Below are 17,532 nucleotides of genomic sequence, written 5' to 3' on the forward strand. Positions count from 1 at the left end.
CCAAACTGGACCCGTCCTTGCGGCCCGCCATTGCCTCGAACGACGTTTCAAGCTAGCGACAGGCCGTCCGAGCGGGAACCTTGACCCGATCCTTTGGGCGAACCTTGCCAATCCCGGGAGCCGACCTTGATCATCACCCGCCGCGCCTTCACCACGATGCTGTCGCTGACCGGGCTTGCCGCGTTCGCCGGGCTCTCGCCGCTCCGGTTCATCTCTGACGCCATGATCCCTGAAGCAATGGCGCAGTCGGCCGCCGATGTCGCCAAGCCGGTGTCGCTGCCGGACATGGCGCTTGGCCCGAACGATGCCGCCGTCACCATCACAGAATACGCCTCGATGACCTGCCCGCACTGCGCCGCCTTCAACGAGCAGGTGTTCCCGAAGATCAAGAAGGAATACATCGACACCGGCAAGGTGCGTTACATCTTCCGCGAGTTCCCGCTCGACATCAAAGCCGCCGCGGGCTCGATGCTGTCGCGCTGCATCGCCAAGGACGACGCGCAGAAATACTTTGCCGTCACAGACATGCTGTTCCGTCAGCAGAACGACTGGGTGGTGAAGAACACCACCGAGACCCTGACGCGGATCGGCAAGCAGGCCGGCCTCACCCAGCAGCAGGTCGAAGCCTGCCTGAAGGACCAGGCGCTGCTCGACAAGATCGCCGCCGACCAGAAATACGCCAGCGACGTGCTCAAGGTGGATTCGACGCCGACCTTCTTCATCAACGGCGAGAAGATCAAGGGCGAAGCCTCGTTCGAGGAGTTCGCCAAGAAGATCAACCCGCTGCTGAAGAGCTGATTCGCTCGTCAAGATCCTGATTCGCATCTCGAAAGCCGTATCTTTCCCGGCATAAATCCCTTGGGAAAAGCGGCTTTCGCCGGTTGCCCTCGCGGCGCACCGCGGCCATTGTCCAGCCGCATGAGGCGCCTCGCGCGACTCGCCCGGATAGCGACATTGCCTTCAATGGTATTGTCCCGGCAGGGGGATTCGCGCCTGCCAACAGAGATGCGTGCTTATGAAAATCACCCGCCTGCGACTTCACGGCTTCAAGTCCTTCGTTGAGCCCACGGACTTCGTCATCGAGCCCGGCCTGACCGGCGTGGTCGGACCCAACGGCTGCGGCAAGTCGAATCTCGTCGAGGCGCTGCGCTGGGCGATGGGCGAGACCTCGTACAAGTCGCTGCGCGCCGCCGACATGGACGCGGTGATCTTCGCCGGCTCGGGCAACCGTCCGGCGCGGAACCACGCCGAAGTGACGATGACGATCGACAATGCCGATCGCACCGCGCCGGCGGCGATGAACGACAGCCAGATTCTCGAAATCTCGCGCCGCATCGAGCGCGAGGCCGGCTCGGTCTATCGCATCAACGGCCGCGACGTGCGCGCGCGCGACGTGCAGATCCTGTTCGCGGACGCCGCAACCGGCGCGCGTTCGCCGGCGCTCGTCCACCAGGGCAAGATCGGCGAGATCATCCAGGCCAAGCCTGAGCAGCGCCGCCGCGTGCTGGAAGACGCCGCCGGCGTCGCCGGCCTGCATGCCCGCCGTCACGAGGCCGAGCTGCGGCTCAAGGCCGCCGAGACCAACCTCACCCGCGTCGAGGACGTGATCGGCCAGCTCTCCGGCCAGATGGAAGGCCTGAAGAAACAGGCCCGCCAGGCCGTGCGCTACCGCGAGGTCGCCGCCAAGGTCCGCAAGGCTGAAGCCACCCTGTTCCACCTGCGCTGGATCGGTGCCCATGCCGACGTCAACGAATCCGGCCAGACCCATGATCTCGCCGTCCGCGAGATGGCCGAGCGCACCCAGCACCAGGCCGAGGCCGCCCGCATCCAGGCTATCCGCGCCGCCGAAATGCCGGCGCTGCGCGATGCCGAAGCGCGCGCCGCCGCCGGCCTCCAGCGCCTGACCAATGCCCGCGAGCAGCTCGACCGCGAGGAAGAGCGCGCCAAGGAGCGCGTCGCCGAGCTCGAGCGCCGCCTCGCCCAGTTCGAGGGCGACATTTCCCGTGCTCAGCAACAAACCATGGACGCCGACGTCGCGCTGCAGCGGCTCGACACCGAGGACGCTGAGCTGAAGGAAGAGATCAAGTCCCGCGTCGAGAAGCGCTCCGGCGTCGACGAGCGCGTCGCGGAAGCCGAGGCGGTGCTGACCGAGACCGAGCAGCGCTTCGCAGAGCTCACCACCGCGCTCGCCGATCTCACCGCCAAGCGCAACCAGCTCGAGGCCAATGTCCGCACCCACCGCGACAAGCTCGCCCGGCTCGACCAGGAGATCGCGAACGTCGCCGCGGAAGAGCAGAAGCTCGCGCAGGAGACCGGCGGCTTCGGCGATCTCGACGAGCTGACCGCGCTGGTCGAGACCGCGGAGCAGACACTTGCGGCATCGGAAGCTGCGGCGCAGGCGAGCGAAGCGGCCCATGTCGCGGCGCGTCAGACGCTGGAATCCTCCCGCTCGCCGCTGGTCGAAGCCGACAAGCGCGTGCAGCGGCTCGATACCGAGGCGCGCACGATCTCCAAGATCGTCAACGGCGAGACCAAGAATCTGTGGCCGCCGATCATCGACGGCATCACCGTCGACAAGGGTTTTGAGAAGGCGATCGGTGCCGCGCTCGGCGACGATCTCGACGCGCCGATCGACCCGTCGGCGCCGATGCGCTGGACCAATGTCGGACACACCGAGGGCGATCCGGCGCTGCCCGAAGGCGCCGTGCCGCTCGCCAACCACGTGCAGGCACCGGCCGAGCTGGCCCGCCGCCTCGCCCAGATCGGCGTGGTGCCGCGCGAGCGCGGCGCCGAGCTGGTCTCGCAGCTCAAGACCGGCCAGCGGCTTGTCTCGCCCGAAGGCGACGTCTGGCGCTGGGACGGCTTTGTCGCCGCGGCTCACGCGCCGACCGGCGCCGCACGCCGCCTCGCCGAGCGCGCCCGCCTCGTCGACATCGAGAACGAGCTGGAGCAGGCCCGCATCGACGCGCAGATCAAGCGCCAGGCGCTGGAGAACGCCGAGTCCGAATTGCAGATGGCGGCCAGCACCGAAGGTGCCAGCCGCGAAGCCTGGCGCGCCGCGCAGCGCGAACTCAACGTCGCGCGTGAGCGCCATGCCAACGCCGAACGCGAGATCAGCCGCCATGCCGCGCGCAAGGCGACGCTGTCGGAAGCGCACAGCCGCCTCGCCGCCGACCGCGCCGAGGCCGAAGCTGCCTACGAATACGCCGAGGCAGGCATCTCCGAGCTGCCATCGAGCGAGGACACCGAGACCCAGCTCGCCGCCGTCCGCAGCGATATCGAGGGCCACCGCCGCATGGCCGCCCAGGTCCGCGCCGAGGCGCAGGCGCTGGCACGCGAGGCCGAGCTTGCCGACCGCCGCGTGCAGGCGATCCTCGCCGAGCGCACCGAGTGGCAGAACCGCAAGGAGAGCGCGGCCTCCCACATCGACACCATCCAGACCCGTATCGCCGAGCTCACGATCGAGCGTAGCGAGCTCGAGAACGCCCCCGCCGTGTTCGCCGAGAAGCGCAGCGCGCTGATCACCGAGATCGAATACGCGGAAAACGACCGGCGCATGGCCGCCGACGCGCTCGCCTCCGCGGAAAGCGCGATGGCGGAAACCGATCGCGTCGCCAAGCTGACGCTCGAGGCACTGTCGAGCGCTCGCGAGGCCACCGCCCGCGCCGAGGAGCGCATGGAAGGCGCGCGGCGCCGGCTCGAGGACATCGAGCGCGAGATCCGCGACATGCTCGAGGTCGAGCCGCAGGCCGTCGCCGGGCTCGCCGAGATCGAGCCCGGCGCCGAGCTGCCGCCGCTGCACGAGATCGAGGAAGACCTCGAAAAGATGCGCCGCGACCGCGAGCGCCTCGGCGCCGTCAACCTGCGCGCCGAGGAAGAGCTGCGCGAGGTCGAGACCCAGCACACCGGCCTCGTCACCGAGCGCGATGACCTGGTCGAAGCCATCAAGCGGCTGCGCCAGGGCATCCAGAGCCTCAACAAGGAGGCGCGCGAGCGGCTGCTGACCTCGTTCGAGGTCGTCAACAACCACTTCAAGCGCCTGTTCGTCGAGCTGTTCGGCGGCGGCGAGGCCGCGCTGCATTTGATCGAGAGCGACGACCCGCTGGAGGCCGGCCTCGAGATCATCGCCAAGCCGCCGGGCAAGAAGCCGCAGACGCTGTCGCTGCTGTCGGGCGGCGAGCAGGCGCTGACCGCGATGGCGCTGATCTTCGCGGTGTTCTTGACCAACCCCTCGCCGATCTGCGTGCTGGACGAAGTCGACGCACCGCTCGACGACCACAACGTCGAACGGTACTGCAACCTCTTGCACGAGATGACCGGCTCGACCGACACGCGCTTCATCATCATCACCCACAACCCGATCACCATGGCGCGGATGAACCGGCTGTTCGGCGTCACCATGGCCGAGCGCGGCGTCTCGCAGCTGGTGTCGGTGAGCTTGGCCGAGGCCGTGGACATTCTCGACCAGAACGTGGCTTGACGCTGCGGTCGTTCCATACCCATTGACGTCATCATCCGCCTTGTGCGCAAATTGCGCACTGGAGCGGATGATCCAGTATGCGGCTGCTTCTCGGCTGACGGCACTGTCTTGGAGTACTGGATGCCCCGCCTTCGCAGGGCATGACTGCGGATGATGATAGCCCCCACCCTCCCCGCCGAACTGAAGGCCGCGCTCGACCGGCAAGCTTCAGGGCTTCTCACGCACCGACGCGGCGCAGCGCTCGCAGAAAATCTCGACCACCTACCGCGCCGGCGGCACCTCCGGCACGATCAAGTCCGAGGCTGATGCCCTCGCCTATGCGCTGGCGCGCATGCCGGCGACCTACGCGGCGGTGGCGGCAAGCCTGAACGCGCTGACCGAGATCGCACCGGACCTCACTCCGGAAACACTGCTCGACGTCGGTGCAGGCCCGGGCACCGCGAGCTGGGCCGCTGCGGAAGCCTTTCCCTCGCTGCGGGATTTCACACTGCTCGACGCCAACGCCACTCTCAGCCGGCTCGCACTCGAACTGGCGCGTGACAGTACGCGATTGGCGGAGTGCCGCTATCTGCCGGGCGATGCCGGCAGCAACCTCGCCGAGGTCTCGCCAGCCGATCTCGTCGTTGCCAGCTACATCATCGGCGAGCTCGGCGAGGCCGATCAGCGCAAACTTACCGAGGCGATGTGGGCCAAGGCGCGCCACGCGCTGGTTGTGATCGAGCCCGGCACGCCCGCGGGCTACGCCCGCATCCTCGCGCTGCGCCAGCAACTGATCTCGGCCGGCGCCCATGTCGCCGCCCCCTGCCCGCACGACAGGCCCTGCCCGCTCACCCCGCCCGACTGGTGCCATTTCTCCCAACGCCTGCCGCGCTCGCAGGCGCATCGCCAGATCAAGGGCGCCGAGGTGCCGTTCGAGGACGAGCGCTTCATCTACGTCGCCCTGATCCGCACGCCTCCGGGCAGCCGCGCCGCGCGCGTGCTGGCGCCGCCGGATGTCGGCAAGGCCGAGATCGCGGCGAAGCTCTGCACGGAGGCTGGGGTCGCGCTGACGAGAGTCCCGCGGCGTGACAAGTCGGCCTACGCCGATGCCCGGCGCTGGCGCTGGGGCGATGCGATCATGTCCGAAAGTTAATTTCGCTGGCCGTGCTTCCCTTGAACTCGGACGGTTCCTCATCCGACCAAATCCTGCCTCCCCTCCGCGCCGGGCTCTCGCCCCGCGCCAATTTGGTCTACCCTAGCGCTGCCTTCTTCCCCTTCAGGAGTTATTCATGTCGACCGGCTGGATCGTTCTCGGCGTCATCGTCGTCCTCGTGCTGCTCGCCTTCAGCGCCTACAACCGCCTGGTGGCGCTGAGCCAGCGCGTCGGCCAGGCCTTTGCCGACATCGACGTGCAGCTCAAGCAGCGCCACGACCTGATCCCCAACCTGGTCGAGACGGTGAAGGGCTATGCCTCGCACGAGCGCGGCACGCTCGACGATGTCATCAAGGCGCGCAATTCGGCGATTTCGGCGCAGGGGCCGGCGCAGGTGTCCGCGGCCGAGACCCAGCTCTCCGGCGCGCTGGGCCGGCTGATCGCGCTGTCGGAGGCCTATCCCGACCTCAAGGCCAACGCCAATTTCCAGCAGCTCGCATCCGAGCTCTCCGACCTCGAGAACAAGATCGCAGCGAGCCGCCGTTTCTTCAACAACGCGGTCCAGGAATACAACACCGGCATCCAGCAGATGCCCGTTGCGCTGTTCGCCGGCATGTTCGGCTTCACCAGGAAGGACTTCTTCGATCTCGGCACGAGCCGCACCGAGGTCGAGGCCGCGCCGCAGGTGAAGTTCTAATGTTGAGCCGATAGGCCGGCAGGGCACCCGCGTCATGGCCGCGTATGGTCTCTACACGCACATCGCCTCGAACAAGTTTCGTTCGATGCTGCTGCTCGCCGGCCTGTTCATGCTGGTCTACGTGCTGGTTTATGCCGGCGCGCTGGTGGCCGAGGTCGTCATCGACGGCAATGGCACGGTGGCCTACTATCTGAGCCGCGCCTTCGCCGACCTGCTCAAGGCCGCGCCGTTTGCAACCATTGCGGCGATGGCCTGGATCGCGATCGCCTATTTCTTCCACCAGTCGATGATCGATGCCGTGACCGGCGGCCACGACGTGACCAGGCAGGAGGAGCCGCGCCTCTACAATCTGCTCGAAAACCTCTGCATCTCGCGCGGCATCACCATGCCGAAGTTGAAGATCATGGAGAGCCCGGCGCTGAACGCGTTCGCGACCGGCCTCAATCCGCGGCAATATTCCATCACGGTCACCACCGGTCTCCTCGACGCGCTGAACGACAAGGAGATCGAGGCGGTGCTGGGCCACGAGCTGACCCACATCAAGAACGGCGACGTGCAGCTCATGGTGGTCGCCGTCATCATCGCCGGTGTGGTCGGCTTCTTCGGCGAAATGTTCTTCCGCCTGTTCACGAGCTTTGACTGGAGCCCAAGCTCCGGCGGATCGTGGTCCTCGGGCTCCTCCTCGTCGTCGCGGTCGTCCTCGTCGTCGAGCGACAGCAAGAGCTCCGGCGGCGGCGCCATCATCGTCATCATCATCGCGGTCGTGCTGATCGTGCTGGCTTGGCTGCTGTCGCAGGTGGTGAAGCTCGCGCTGTCGCGGTCGCGCGAATATCTCGCCGATGCCGGCTCGGTCGAGCTGACGAAAGACCCTGATGCCATGATCTCGGCGCTGCGCAAGATCGAGGGCCGCGGCGAGCTTCCGGGCGCGACCTCGGCCGTGATGGAGCTTTGCGTCGACAATCCGCGCGAAGGCTTTGCCGATTTGTTCGCCACCCACCCTTCCGTTCAGTCCCGGGTCGACGCGCTGGTCAAGTTCGCCGGCGGCCGTGACCCCGGTCCGCTGCCGGACCCCGCTGAAGAGACGGATCAGCCCGATACGGAACAGCCCGCGACGCAGGCCAACCCGCAGGATTCCCAGCAACCACTGCCGCACGGGCCGTGGAACGATGCAGGCAGCCCGGCTGGTCCCCCGCCCGTACCGGCGCCAAGCCCCTCAGGAGCCCCGGCAGGCAATCCGATGGGACCGTGGGGCCGTCGCTGAGGACGTGATTAGCCGCTACACAGGGCGGGTTTCCCGGTGATCGGGAAAAACCTCGGGAATTGCCGCAACTGGGGCCTACGGAATTGAATTCTCCCTTGTTTCTGCCATGTTCGCGCCCAACAGCAGACTCGGGACGTCTTTTGGGACATCGATTTGGGGCCCGGCCGATTGCGACCTCGCGATCGGGGGCGCGCGTTAGGGGACAGCAATGGCAAAGCCGGCAGTGGTTGTGGTGGGCGCGGACAAGGGCGGGGTCGGCAAGACCACGGTGTCGCGTACCTTGCTCGATTATTTCTCAGCCAACAACGTGCCGACGCGCGCGTTCGACACGGAGTCTCCGCGCGGAACCCTGAAGCGCTTCCACCCTGATATCACCGAGATCGTCGACATGACGACGACGTCCGACCAGATGAAGATCTTCGACACGCTCAATACCGTGAGCCCGTCGGTGACCGTGATCGATGTTCGGGCCGGCCTGCTCTCGCCGGCCCTCGCCTCGCTCCGCGACATCGGCTTCCTCGATGCCGCCAAGGCCGGCCAGATCACCTTTGCGGTGTTCCATATCCTGGGACCCTCGATCGCCTCGCTGGAGGAGATCGCCGAGACCGCGGGCTTCATGAGCGGCGCAAAATATTTCCTGGTGAAGAACTTCATCAACGACACCCAGTTCTTCCAGTGGGACCAGGCGACCTACAACTCCTACTTCCACCGCATCAAGGACGCGACCGAGCTGACCATCCCCAAGCTCAACGAAATGGCCTACGAGCAGGTCGAGGTGTCTTCCGTCCCGTTCCTGAAATTCGTCGCCAACAAGGGCATCAACGACGATGCCGCCAACTATTCGTTCGTACTGCGCGGCTATGTCCGGCACTGGCTGGCGAACGTCTGGAGCGAGTTCGACCGCATCCGCCTGACCGACATCGTCGGTTCGAAGCCGGTGACGCGCAACAGCGAAAAATAGTTGCGGACCCCGGGCGGATACGGCTGGATTGGGCGACGAGTTCGCTCAAATAGTAGTCCGCAATGTCCGCGACCCCCGTCTACATCATCTGCTCGCCCCGCCCGCAGGTCGGCAAGACCTTGCTGGCGCGGCTCCTCAGCGAATTCCTGCTGCTCAAGAACGGTAACGTCGCGGCCTTCGACGTCAACCTGAAGGAACCGTCGCTGCTGGACTATTTGCCGAAGATCACCGAGACCGCGGACGTGATCGACACCTACGGCAAGATGCAGCTGATGGACCGCGTCATCGTCGACGATGGCCTTGCCAAGGTGATCGACCTCGGCTTCCACGCCTTCGACGAGTTCTTCAAGATGACCGAGGAGATCGGCCTGCTCAAGGAAGCGGCGCGCCGCCATGTCGCGCCACAGATCCTGTTCGTCGCCGATACCGACCGCGTCTCGGCCCGCGCCCACGAGATGCTGCGCGGGCAGATCCCGCGGATGAACCTGATCACGGTCGACAACGAATATGTCGTGCGCGGTGAGCTGCCACCCGCCATGGCCAGCGGCCGGCTGTTCCGCCTGCCCGCGCTGCCGGGCTTCCTCAAGACCTATATCGACCGGCTGACCTTCTCCTTCACCGGCTATCTGCGCCAGGAGAAGGACCACTCCACCGAGCTGCACCAGTGGACCCGGCGGAATTACATCGCGTTCCGGGAGCTCGAGCTCAGCCTGATCCTGCAGCGGTCGTGAAAGCAATCCACCGGGGCGATAGTCTCCGTCCCGCCGCTCAATGCCCCTCGAACGTCATCAGCGTGCGCACCGGCACGTCCATGGCGCGCAGCTTGGCGGCGCCGCCGAGCTCGGGCAGATCGATGATGAAGCAGGCGGCGACGACGTTGGCGCCGATCTGGCGCAGCAGCTTCACCGCGCCCTCGGCGGTGCCGCCGGTGGCGATGAGGTCGTCGACCAGGATGACGCGCTCGCCGGGCTGGATTGCGTCGACATGCATCTCCATCTCGTCGATGCCGTATTCGAGCGAGTAGGCGATGCGCACCGTGGTGTGCGGCAGCTTGCCCTTCTTGCGGATCGGCACGAAGCCGGCCGAGAGCTGGTGCGCCACTGCGCCGCCGATGATGAAGCCCCGCGCCTCCATGCCGGCGACCTTGTCGATCTTGTTGCCGGCCCAGGGATTGACGAGCTCGTCCACAGCGCGGCGGAAGGCGCGCGCGTCCGCAAGCAAGGTGGTGATGTCGCGGAACATGATCCCGGGTTTGGGATAGTCGGGAATGGTGCGGACGCTCGCCTTGATGTCGTGGTCAAAAGTCATTGGTTATCTCGCTCTGGCTTTTCCACCGTCATTGCGAGCGAAGCGAAGCAATCCAGATCTTCTCCGCGGCAACAGTCTGGATTGCTTCGTCGCCAGCGCAAAATTGCTTCGCAATTTTGTCGCGGGCTCCTCGCAATGACGGTCCATACTCATTTCGCCCCAGCATCCAGCCGGAACGCATTCTCAACAATACGCAAGCCCACCTCGCCACCGAGCGACATCAGCGATTCCGGATGGAATTGCACCCCGGCGACCGGCAGGGTCTTGTGCTCGAGCGCCATGGCGACGCCGTCCTCGGTGCTGGCGGTGACGGACAACACCTCCGGCATGCTGTCGCGCTCGACATAGAGCGAGTGATAGCGGCCGATGACGATCTCGTTCGGCAGGTTGCGCATCAGGCGGCCGCCGCGCACCTGCACCCGCGAGGGCCGGCCGTGGGCGGGATGGGTGAGTTGGCCGAGCTCGCCGCCGAAATATTCGCCGATCGCCTGCACGCCGAGGCAGACCCCGAACACCGGCAGCTTCTGCGCCAGCGCCGCATCGATGGTCTTCCTAATCCCGAAATCCTCGGGCCGGCCCGGGCCGGGCGACAGCACCAGCAAATCCCACCTCTTCCGCGTGAGCATGTCGAGCGCGTGCACATAGCGGACCACGGTGACGCTGGCACCGACCTGGCGGAAATAGTCGGCGAGCATGTGCACGAAGCTGTCGTCGTGGTCGATCAGCAGCACCTGCTTGCCCGAACCGGTGGCATCGGGCGCGAAGGTCGAGAGCGGCTTCGGCGGATCGCCACGCAAGGCCTGGAACAGCGCGGCCGCCTTGACCTGACACTCGCGGTCTTCAGCGGCGGGATCGGAGTCGAACAGGCAGGTGGCGCCGACGCGAACTTCGGCGAGGCCGTCCTTCATGCGGATGGTGCGGATGGTGAGGCCGGTGTTGATGCTGCCGTCGAAATTCACCGCACCGATCGCACCGGCATACCAACGCCGCGGCGAACGCTCGTGGTCCTCGACGAACTGCATCGCCCACAGCTTGGGCGCGCCGGTGACGGTGACGGCCCAGGCATGGGTGAGGAAGGCGTCGAGCGCGTCGAAGCCGGGACGCAGCATGCCCTCGACATGGTCGACGGTGTGGAACAGTTTTGAGTAGGTCTCGATCTGGCGGCGCGCCAGCACCTTGATCGTGCCGGGCACGCAGACGCGGGCCTTGTCGTTGCGGTCGACGTCGGTGCACATGTTGAGCTCGAACTCGTCCTTCTCCGAGTTCAGCAATTGGCGGATCTGCTCGGCGTCGCCGATCGCATCAAGGCCGCGCGCAATCGTGCCCGAGATCGGGCAGGTCTCGACGCGGCGGCCGTCCGAGCGCACGAACATTTCCGGCGACGCCGAGACGAGAAACTCGCCCTCGCCGAGATTCATCAGCGCGCCATAGGGCGACGGGTTGATGACGCAGAGGCGCTGGAACACTTCGGCCGGCGAACGGTCGCAGGGCTCGGCGAAGAGCTGGCCCGGCACGGCCTCGAACAGATCGCCACGGGCAAAGGCGGCGCGCGCCGTCTCGACGGTGGCCTGATATTCGCCGGGCGCGTGATCGGCAAAGCCCTGGCGCGGTGTCTTGAGGTACGGGCTGTCGGCGGTCTCGCGCGGCAGGCCTTCCGTCGATTTGCCCTTCCAGGCGAAGTCGTAGGAGAGCACCACACCGCGGCCGGTGGCGCGATCATAGGCGAGCAGGCGATCGGGCACATAGAGCACGATGTCGCGCTGGTCGGCCTCGCGCGGGCGCTTCTGCACGAGATCCTCGATCTGGAAGACGAGGTCGTAGGCGAAGGCGCCGAACAGGCCGAGCAGGCCATCATCGTTGGCCGAGAAGGCGGCGACGAGGTCGCGCACCAGCGACATCACGCTGGCGCGCCGCGTGCGTTGGTCTTCCTCGACCGGCGCATCGCCGCGGATGATGTGGCCGGCAAGGCGCGTCGTCGTCTTCTCGGAGATCACCACGCAGGGCTCGCGCAGGACCTCAGTGAGGAAGGCGATCAGCACCTCTCCGCGCGCGTTCAGCGCCTCCAGCTTGAAGTTGACGCCTGATGTCTCGAGCTTGAGCGGCGGGTCGGAAAAGCCGAGGTCAAAGCTCTCGTAACGGCCAGGCACCGTCGTGCCTGAGGACAGCACCACGCCGCGGCGGCGGTCGAGCAGGCTGACGAGATCGTCGAGCCTGTTGGCGCCGCCGGTGAACTGCTCCGCTACGCGCGTGATCGCAAGACCCGCGCGTGTCATGTAATCGCTTCTGGGCGGGAGGGCAAAGACGGTCCTGTTCATGGGGTCCTCTTACGAGACTTGCCGAGGGAACGCCACACAGGACAAACGATCAGGCCGCCGCACTGCATGGGCGACCTCAGACGATTTGGGAAAGGGAAATCGCACCGGCCACCTCTTCAGGAGGTGCGCCACCAAAGACGGGCTGGGCGGACGGCGGTGCTCATGGGCCGGATACTCACCATGGCGCGGGGGCGGCGTCAAGGGCGGCTGGGCTGCGGGTCAGAGGCCACACTTCTTCCAGAGGGCTGCCATCTCGGCATCGCTGGCAAACTCGCCGCGGTCGGCTTGATCGAGACCGTCGCGAACGGCCGCCCTGTGCTCCTCCGGGATCGCGAAGACCTCGCGTTCCCGACGCCTTTTGTCCTCGGATCGGTCTGGCACCCCCTACCCCAGATGCTTCCTGAAAAACTCCGTCGCCCGGCCCCAGGCGAGCTCGGCGGCTTCGCGGTCGTGCACGGCCTGGCGCTGCTCGTTAATGAAGGCGTGCTCGGCGTCATAGCGGAACAGCTCGAGCGACTTGCCGGCGGCCTTCATGGCCTTTTCGAAGCCGTTGACCAGCTCCGGCGTGCACCAATCGTCCTTGTTGGCGAAATGGGCCTGGAGCGGGATCTTGACTTCAGCGGGCTTGGCCGCCTGCTCGGGCGGGATGCCGTAGAACACGACGCCGGCCGCAAGCTCCGGGATCTTGGTCGCGCCTATGATGGTCACGGCGCCGCCGAGGCAGAAGCCTGTCAGCCCGACCTTGGCACCATTGCGCGACAGATATTGCGCGGCGCCGCGCACGGTCTGCGTGGTCGCGTCCATGAAGTCGAGCGAGTTCATCTCCTTGTTGGCGCTCTCCGTGTCGTGATAGGGCACCACCTTGCCCTTGTAGAGATCGGGCGCCAGCGCATCGAAGCCGGCGAGCGCAAAGCGGTCGCACAGGCCCTTGATCTGGTCCGACAACCCCCACCATTCCTGGATCACGACCACGCCCGGCGCATTGCCGCGCGCGGCATTGGCGAGATAGCCCGAGGCGTCCTTGCCGTCCGGTCGCTTGAAGGTGATGGCAGTTCCCATGGTGTCCTCCGGTGAGTTTCTGGGGGAGCGGTTGGCGGTATCTTGGCGGGTGGGAGCGGGCGGCGCAATCACCGCGCAAACAAACTCTCGTGCCCCGGATGCTGCGCAGCGCGCCGCTCTTGGCGGCGTGATGCGCTGCTGATCCGGGGCCCAGCCAGAACTAGTCTAGATCCCGGCTCGCGCTTCGCGCGTCCGGGACACGCCACCAACAAAAAAGCCCCCTCGCGGGGGCTCTTTCATTTCTCGTCTCGCCTTGCGCCGCTCAGTGCGAGGCGGCCCAGACCTTCTTCTTGGTGAAGTACATCAGGCCCGCGAAGATGATCAGAAACACGAACACCTGGAAACCGAGGCGCTTGCGCGCTTCCATGTGCGGCTCGGCGGTCCACATCAGGAACGTGGTGACGTCCTTGGAATACTGCGCGACCGTGGTCGGCGCGCCGTCGTCATAGGTCACCTGGCCGTCGCTGAGCGGCTTCGGCATCTTGATGGCGTGGCCCGGGAAGTACTTGTTGTAGTACGAGCCTTCCGGGATGGTGACGCCGTCCGGCACCTTCTCCTCATACCCCTGGAGCAGCGCGGTGACATAGTCAGGCCCCTGCTCCTGGTACTGGGTGAAGAAGTCGAAGATGAACCAGGGGAAGCCGCGCTTGTAGGAGCGCGCCTTGGTGATCAGGGACAGGTCGGGCGGCGCCGCACCACCGTTCGCGGCACGCGCGGCCTGCTCGTTCGGGAATGGCGAGGGAAAATAATCCGCCGGCCGGCCCGGACGCTCGAACATGTCGCCGGCATCGTTCGGACCGTCCTTGACCTTGTACTCCGATGCGAAGGCGGCCGCCTGCGCCACGGAATAACCAGGCCCGCCGGCCTCCGCGAGGTTGCGGAACGCGACAAAGGATAGGCCGTGGCAATTGGCGCAGACCTCCTTGTAGACCTTCAGACCGCGCTGCAACGCGCCGCGATCGAACTTACCGAAAGGGCCCGAGAACGACCATTTGTTGCCCGGAGGCGTGTCGCTGCCTTCAGATGCTTTCGCGCTGTCGATCGAGCCCGCGAACAATGATCCGGCGAGCGCCAGCACGATCGCGGTCGAGACCATCGGCGTCGATCTGCTGCCGGTCTTGGCCAGGACGGCATCCGAGATCGAGTTCGGCACCGGCCGCGGCTTCTCGATGCGCGCGAGCAGCGGCAGCACGATCAGGAAGTAGGCGAAGTAGCAGAACGTCAGGACCCGGCCGGCAATGACGTAGATGCCTTCCGGCGGCTGCGCGCCGAGATAGCCGAGCAGGATGCAGACCACGACGAAGATCCAGAAGAACTGCTTGGCGAGCGGACGGTACTTCGACGATTTGGTCCTCGCGCTGTCGAGCCAGGGCAGGAAGCACAGGATGATGATCGCTCCGAACATCGCGATGACGCCCGCGAGCTTGTTCGGAATCGAGCGCAGGATCGCGTAGAACGGCAGGTAATACCATTCCGGCACGATGTGCGGCGGCGTCACGCCCGGGTTCGCCGGAATGTAGTTGTCGGCGTCGCCGAGATAGTTCGGCATGTAGAAGATGAACCACGCGTACAGCAGCATGAAGCAGGCGACGCCGAACATGTCCTTGATCGTCGCGTGCGGCGTGAACGGTACCGTGTCCTTTTCCGTCTTCGGCTCGACGCCATCGGGATTGTTCTGGCCGGCGACGTGCAGCGCCCAGACGTGGAGCACGACGACGCCCGCGATCACGAACGGCAAGAGGTAGTGCAGCGAGAAGAAGCGGTTCAGCGTCGGGTTGCCGACCGAATAGCCGCCCCACAGCAGCGTCACGATGCTCTCGCCGACATAGGGAATGGCGGAGAACAGGTTGGTGATGACGGTAGCGCCCCAGAAGCTCATCTGGCCCCAGGGAAGCACGTAGCCCATGAAGCCGGTCGCCATCATCAGCAGATAGATGATGACGCCGAGGATCCACAACACCTCGCGCGGCTCCTTGTACGACCCGTAGTAAAGGCCGCGGAACATATGGACGTAGACGGCGACGAAGAACATCGAGGCGCCGACCGCGTGCATGTTGCGCAGCAGCCAGCCGTAGTTCACGTCACGGACGATCAGCTCGATCGACTTGAAGGCGAGATCGGCATTTGGCGTGTAGTGCATCGCCAGGACCACGCCGGTCAGGATCTGCATCCCCAGCATGAAGGAGAGGATGGCGCCGAAGGTCCACCAATAGTTCAGGTTGCGCGGGGTGGGATAGGCGACGAAGGAGGAATGGATGAGACCAAAGATCGGCAGACGCCGCTCGATCCATTGCAGGGCCGGATTGCTCGGCTGGTAGTCGGATGGTCCGCTCATGATGCGATCCTGAGGAAATAGTACGACGAGACGGCGCGAAGCTTCGGACGAAGGTCCGAGGCTCAGCCGATCTGGATTTTGGTGTCGGAAACGAACTGGTACGGCGGCACGGGCAGGTTCGAGGGCGCAGGGCCCTGGCGGATGCGGCCGGACGTATCGTAAACCGAACCATGGCAGGGGCAGAAGAACCCGTCGTAGCTGCCTTCATGAGCGATCGGGATGCAGCCGAGATGGGTGCAGATGCCGATCACGACCAGCCACTGCTCGTGGCCGGACTTGACCCGGGCCTCGTCGGACTGTGGATCGGGCAGGCTCGCCACGTTGACGGCGCGCGCCTCGTCGATCTGCTTCTTGGTGCGGTGGCTGATGTAGATCGGCTTGCCGCGCCAGAACACCTTGATGTCCTGGCCCTCGGCGACCGGGCTGAGATCGACCTCGATCGGCGCGCCGGCGGCGATGGTCGAGGCATCCGGATTCATTTGGGAGATGAAGGGCCAGAGCGCAGCCGCGCCCCCTACTGCTGCAGCTGCCCCCGTTGCAACGAATAAGAAATCACGGCGTGTCGGATGGTCCGCCGAAGACGCTGTCGTCACGATTCCAACCCTTTCTTCTTATGCGACCGGTGGAACCGCTCCGGGGGGCGCCCATGAGGTCCCCGGAAAGGCTGCCGGCGCCCGCGGCCCCCCGCGGCGGCAGAACTTTGCTTGCTCACGCCCAAACGGGGAAAACAGCAGTCCAGAATCGTTCTATTGGCACCCTTGCCGGGCGAGCGCAAGCCCGCTAACGGCGTGGGAGCGTGCAATGCACGAATTCCCGGGCGGGCGATGTTTTATTGAGACATTTCCGGCCCGCCTTGCCCTCCGACACCGCCCATGCAGATAGCACTTTTCCAACCTGACATCGCTCAGAACACCGGCACGATTCTCAGGCTTTGCGCCTGCCTGGACATGGCCGCCCATATCATCGAACCTGCGGGCTTCCCCGTCTCCGACCGCTTGTTCCGCCGGGCGGGAATGGATTACCTCGACCATGTCAGGCTCACCCGCCATGACTCCTGGACGAAATTCGAGGACTGGCGCGCGGCACAGGGCTACCGGCTATTGCTGTTCACCACCAAGGCCGCCACCGACTACCGCGATTTTCATTACCAGAGCTCGGACATCCTGCTATTCGGGCGCGAGAGCGCCGGCGTCACCGACGCGGTGGTCGAGACCGCCGATGCGCACCTGGTGATCCCGATCAAGGCGGGGCTGCGGTCACTCAATGTGGCGATGAGCGCGGCCATGGCCGCAGGCGAGGCGCTGCGGCAGATCCGGAACCTGGAAGGCCCAACGGATTGAGGAGAGAGACTTGAGTTACGCGGTCAAGGAGATCTTCCTGACCCTGCAAGGCGAAGGCGCCCATGCCGGGCGTGCGTCCGTGTTCTGCCGTTTTGCCGGCTGCAACCTCTGGAGCGGCCGCGAGGCCGACCGCATGGATGCGACCTGCAAGTTCTGCGACACGGATTTCGTCGGCACCGATGGCACCCTCGGCGGCCGCTACGGCTCGGCTGCGGAACTCGCCGACACCATCGCCGCGCAATGGACCGCGAGCGCCGCCAACCGCTACGTGGTTCTGACCGGCGGCGAGCCGCTGCTCCAGGTCGACGCCGCGCTGATCGACGCGCTGCACGCGAGAGGCTTCGAGATCGGCGTCGAGACCAATGGCACGATCGCAGCTCCCGAGGGGCTCGACTGGATCTGCGTCAGCCCCAAGGGCGGCAGCGAGCTGGTCCTCCGCCAGGGCCACGAGCTGAAGCTGGTCTATCCCCAGGCGTTGGCGATGCCCGAAGCATTTGAGGATCTCGCCTTCGAACGCTTCTCGCTGCAGCCGATGGACGGGCCCGAGGTCATTGAGAACACCGCCCGCGCGATCGACTACTGCCTGCGTCATCCGCAATGGCGGCTGAGCGTGCAGACGCACAAGTCGCTCGGCATCAGATAGG

Annotated in this window: 13 protein-coding genes and 1 pseudogene; 9 read left to right on the forward strand and 5 right to left on the reverse strand. The window is 65.7% G+C overall.

The window, feature by feature from the left end:
• Positions 1-126: 126 nt before the first annotated feature.
• From ACVIIV_RS34790 to ACVIIV_RS34820, 7 genes and pseudogenes are all read left to right on the forward strand, one after another.
• Positions 127-798 (forward strand): DsbA family protein, encoded by a 672-nt coding sequence (locus ACVIIV_RS34790; RefSeq protein ID WP_456748220.1) that lies wholly within the window; start codon positions 127-129, stop codon positions 796-798.
• A 217-nt stretch (positions 799-1,015) separates the two neighbouring features.
• Positions 1,016-4,480: a chromosome segregation protein SMC gene (gene smc, locus ACVIIV_RS34795; protein ID WP_456748221.1), complete on the forward strand. Its 3,465-nt coding sequence runs from the start codon at positions 1,016-1,018 to the stop codon at positions 4,478-4,480.
• Positions 4,481-4,630: 150 nt separating this feature from the next.
• Positions 4,631-5,612: pseudogene (locus ACVIIV_RS34800) on the forward strand (small ribosomal subunit Rsm22 family protein).
• A 136-nt stretch (positions 5,613-5,748) separates the two neighbouring features.
• Entirely contained in the window at positions 5,749-6,309 is a 561-nt protein-coding gene (locus ACVIIV_RS34805) for a LemA family protein (protein WP_456748222.1), read from the forward strand.
• A 34-nt stretch (positions 6,310-6,343) separates the two neighbouring features.
• Complete coding sequence (locus tag ACVIIV_RS34810; RefSeq protein ID WP_456748223.1) at positions 6,344-7,570, forward strand: M48 family metallopeptidase; 1,227 nt, start codon at positions 6,344-6,346, stop codon at positions 7,568-7,570.
• Positions 7,571-7,778: 208 nt separating this feature from the next.
• Positions 7,779-8,531 carry a hypothetical protein gene (locus tag ACVIIV_RS34815; RefSeq protein ID WP_456748224.1) on the forward strand — a complete coding sequence of 251 codons (753 nt, stop codon included), beginning with the start codon at positions 7,779-7,781 and terminating at the stop codon, positions 8,529-8,531.
• Between the two features lie 62 nt (positions 8,532-8,593).
• The gene (locus ACVIIV_RS34820) at positions 8,594-9,262 is read left to right on the forward strand and encodes a hypothetical protein (protein ID WP_456748225.1); all 669 of its coding nucleotides are present in this window, start codon (positions 8,594-8,596) and stop codon (positions 9,260-9,262) included.
• Positions 9,263-9,299: 37 nt separating this feature from the next.
• On the opposite strand, the gene ACVIIV_RS34825 is transcribed toward ACVIIV_RS34820, so the two are convergent.
• The 5 genes from ACVIIV_RS34825 to petA all read right to left on the reverse strand — a co-directional run bounded on the left by ACVIIV_RS34825 (position 9,300) and on the right by petA (position 16,141).
• A complete protein-coding gene (locus ACVIIV_RS34825; protein WP_018323310.1) occupies positions 9,300-9,839 on the reverse strand; it encodes an adenine phosphoribosyltransferase in 540 nt (179 codons plus the stop codon).
• Positions 9,840-9,988: 149 nt separating this feature from the next.
• Positions 9,989-12,154: an anthranilate synthase component I gene (locus ACVIIV_RS34830; protein WP_456748226.1), complete on the reverse strand. Its 2,166-nt coding sequence runs from the start codon at positions 12,152-12,154 to the stop codon at positions 9,989-9,991.
• Positions 12,155-12,538: 384 nt separating this feature from the next.
• Positions 12,539-13,213 (reverse strand): dienelactone hydrolase family protein, encoded by a 675-nt coding sequence (locus tag ACVIIV_RS34835; RefSeq protein WP_456748227.1) that lies wholly within the window; start codon positions 13,211-13,213, stop codon positions 12,539-12,541.
• A gap of 262 nt (positions 13,214-13,475) precedes the next feature.
• A complete protein-coding gene (gene fbcH / locus ACVIIV_RS34840) occupies positions 13,476-15,548 on the reverse strand; it encodes a cytochrome b/c1 (protein WP_456748228.1) in 2,073 nt (690 codons plus the stop codon).
• A gap of 62 nt (positions 15,549-15,610) precedes the next feature.
• Complete coding sequence (gene petA, locus ACVIIV_RS34845; protein ID WP_456748229.1) at positions 15,611-16,141, reverse strand: ubiquinol-cytochrome c reductase iron-sulfur subunit; 531 nt, start codon at positions 16,139-16,141, stop codon at positions 15,611-15,613.
• 279 nt (positions 16,142-16,420) lie between these two features.
• Between petA and ACVIIV_RS34850 the strand changes: the two genes are divergently transcribed.
• The gene (locus ACVIIV_RS34850) at positions 16,421-16,888 is read left to right on the forward strand and encodes a tRNA (cytidine(34)-2'-O)-methyltransferase (protein WP_456748230.1); all 468 of its coding nucleotides are present in this window, start codon (positions 16,421-16,423) and stop codon (positions 16,886-16,888) included.
• Positions 16,889-16,898: 10 nt separating this feature from the next.
• A complete protein-coding gene (gene queE, locus ACVIIV_RS34855) occupies positions 16,899-17,531 on the forward strand; it encodes a 7-carboxy-7-deazaguanine synthase (protein ID WP_456748231.1) in 633 nt (210 codons plus the stop codon).
• Position 17,532: the final 1 nt, after the last annotated feature.

The sequence above is a fragment of the Bradyrhizobium sp. USDA 4354 genome (assembly GCF_054060315.1).

Excerpts from the sequence above, each read along its gene's own strand:
- ACVIIV_RS34825 (WP_018323310.1), bottom strand. The coding sequence starts at position 9,839 with ATGACTTTTGACCACGACATCAAGGCGAGCGTCCGCACCATTCCCGAC.
- ACVIIV_RS34820 (WP_456748225.1), top strand. The coding sequence starts at position 8,594 with ATGTCCGCGACCCCCGTCTACATCATCTGCTCGCCCCGCCCGCAGGTC.
- ACVIIV_RS34850 (WP_456748230.1), top strand. The coding sequence starts at position 16,421 with ATGCAGATAGCACTTTTCCAACCTGACATCGCTCAGAACACCGGCACG.
- ACVIIV_RS34815 (WP_456748224.1), top strand. The coding sequence starts at position 7,779 with ATGGCAAAGCCGGCAGTGGTTGTGGTGGGCGCGGACAAGGGCGGGGTC.
- ACVIIV_RS34830 (WP_456748226.1), bottom strand. The coding sequence starts at position 12,154 with ATGAACAGGACCGTCTTTGCCCTCCCGCCCAGAAGCGATTACATGACA.
- ACVIIV_RS34805 (WP_456748222.1), top strand. The coding sequence starts at position 5,749 with ATGTCGACCGGCTGGATCGTTCTCGGCGTCATCGTCGTCCTCGTGCTG.
- ACVIIV_RS34810 (WP_456748223.1), top strand. The coding sequence starts at position 6,344 with ATGGCCGCGTATGGTCTCTACACGCACATCGCCTCGAACAAGTTTCGT.
- ACVIIV_RS34835 (WP_456748227.1), bottom strand. The coding sequence starts at position 13,213 with ATGGGAACTGCCATCACCTTCAAGCGACCGGACGGCAAGGACGCCTCG.
- fbcH (WP_456748228.1), bottom strand. The coding sequence starts at position 15,548 with ATGAGCGGACCATCCGACTACCAGCCGAGCAATCCGGCCCTGCAATGG.
- smc (WP_456748221.1), top strand. The coding sequence starts at position 1,016 with ATGAAAATCACCCGCCTGCGACTTCACGGCTTCAAGTCCTTCGTTGAG.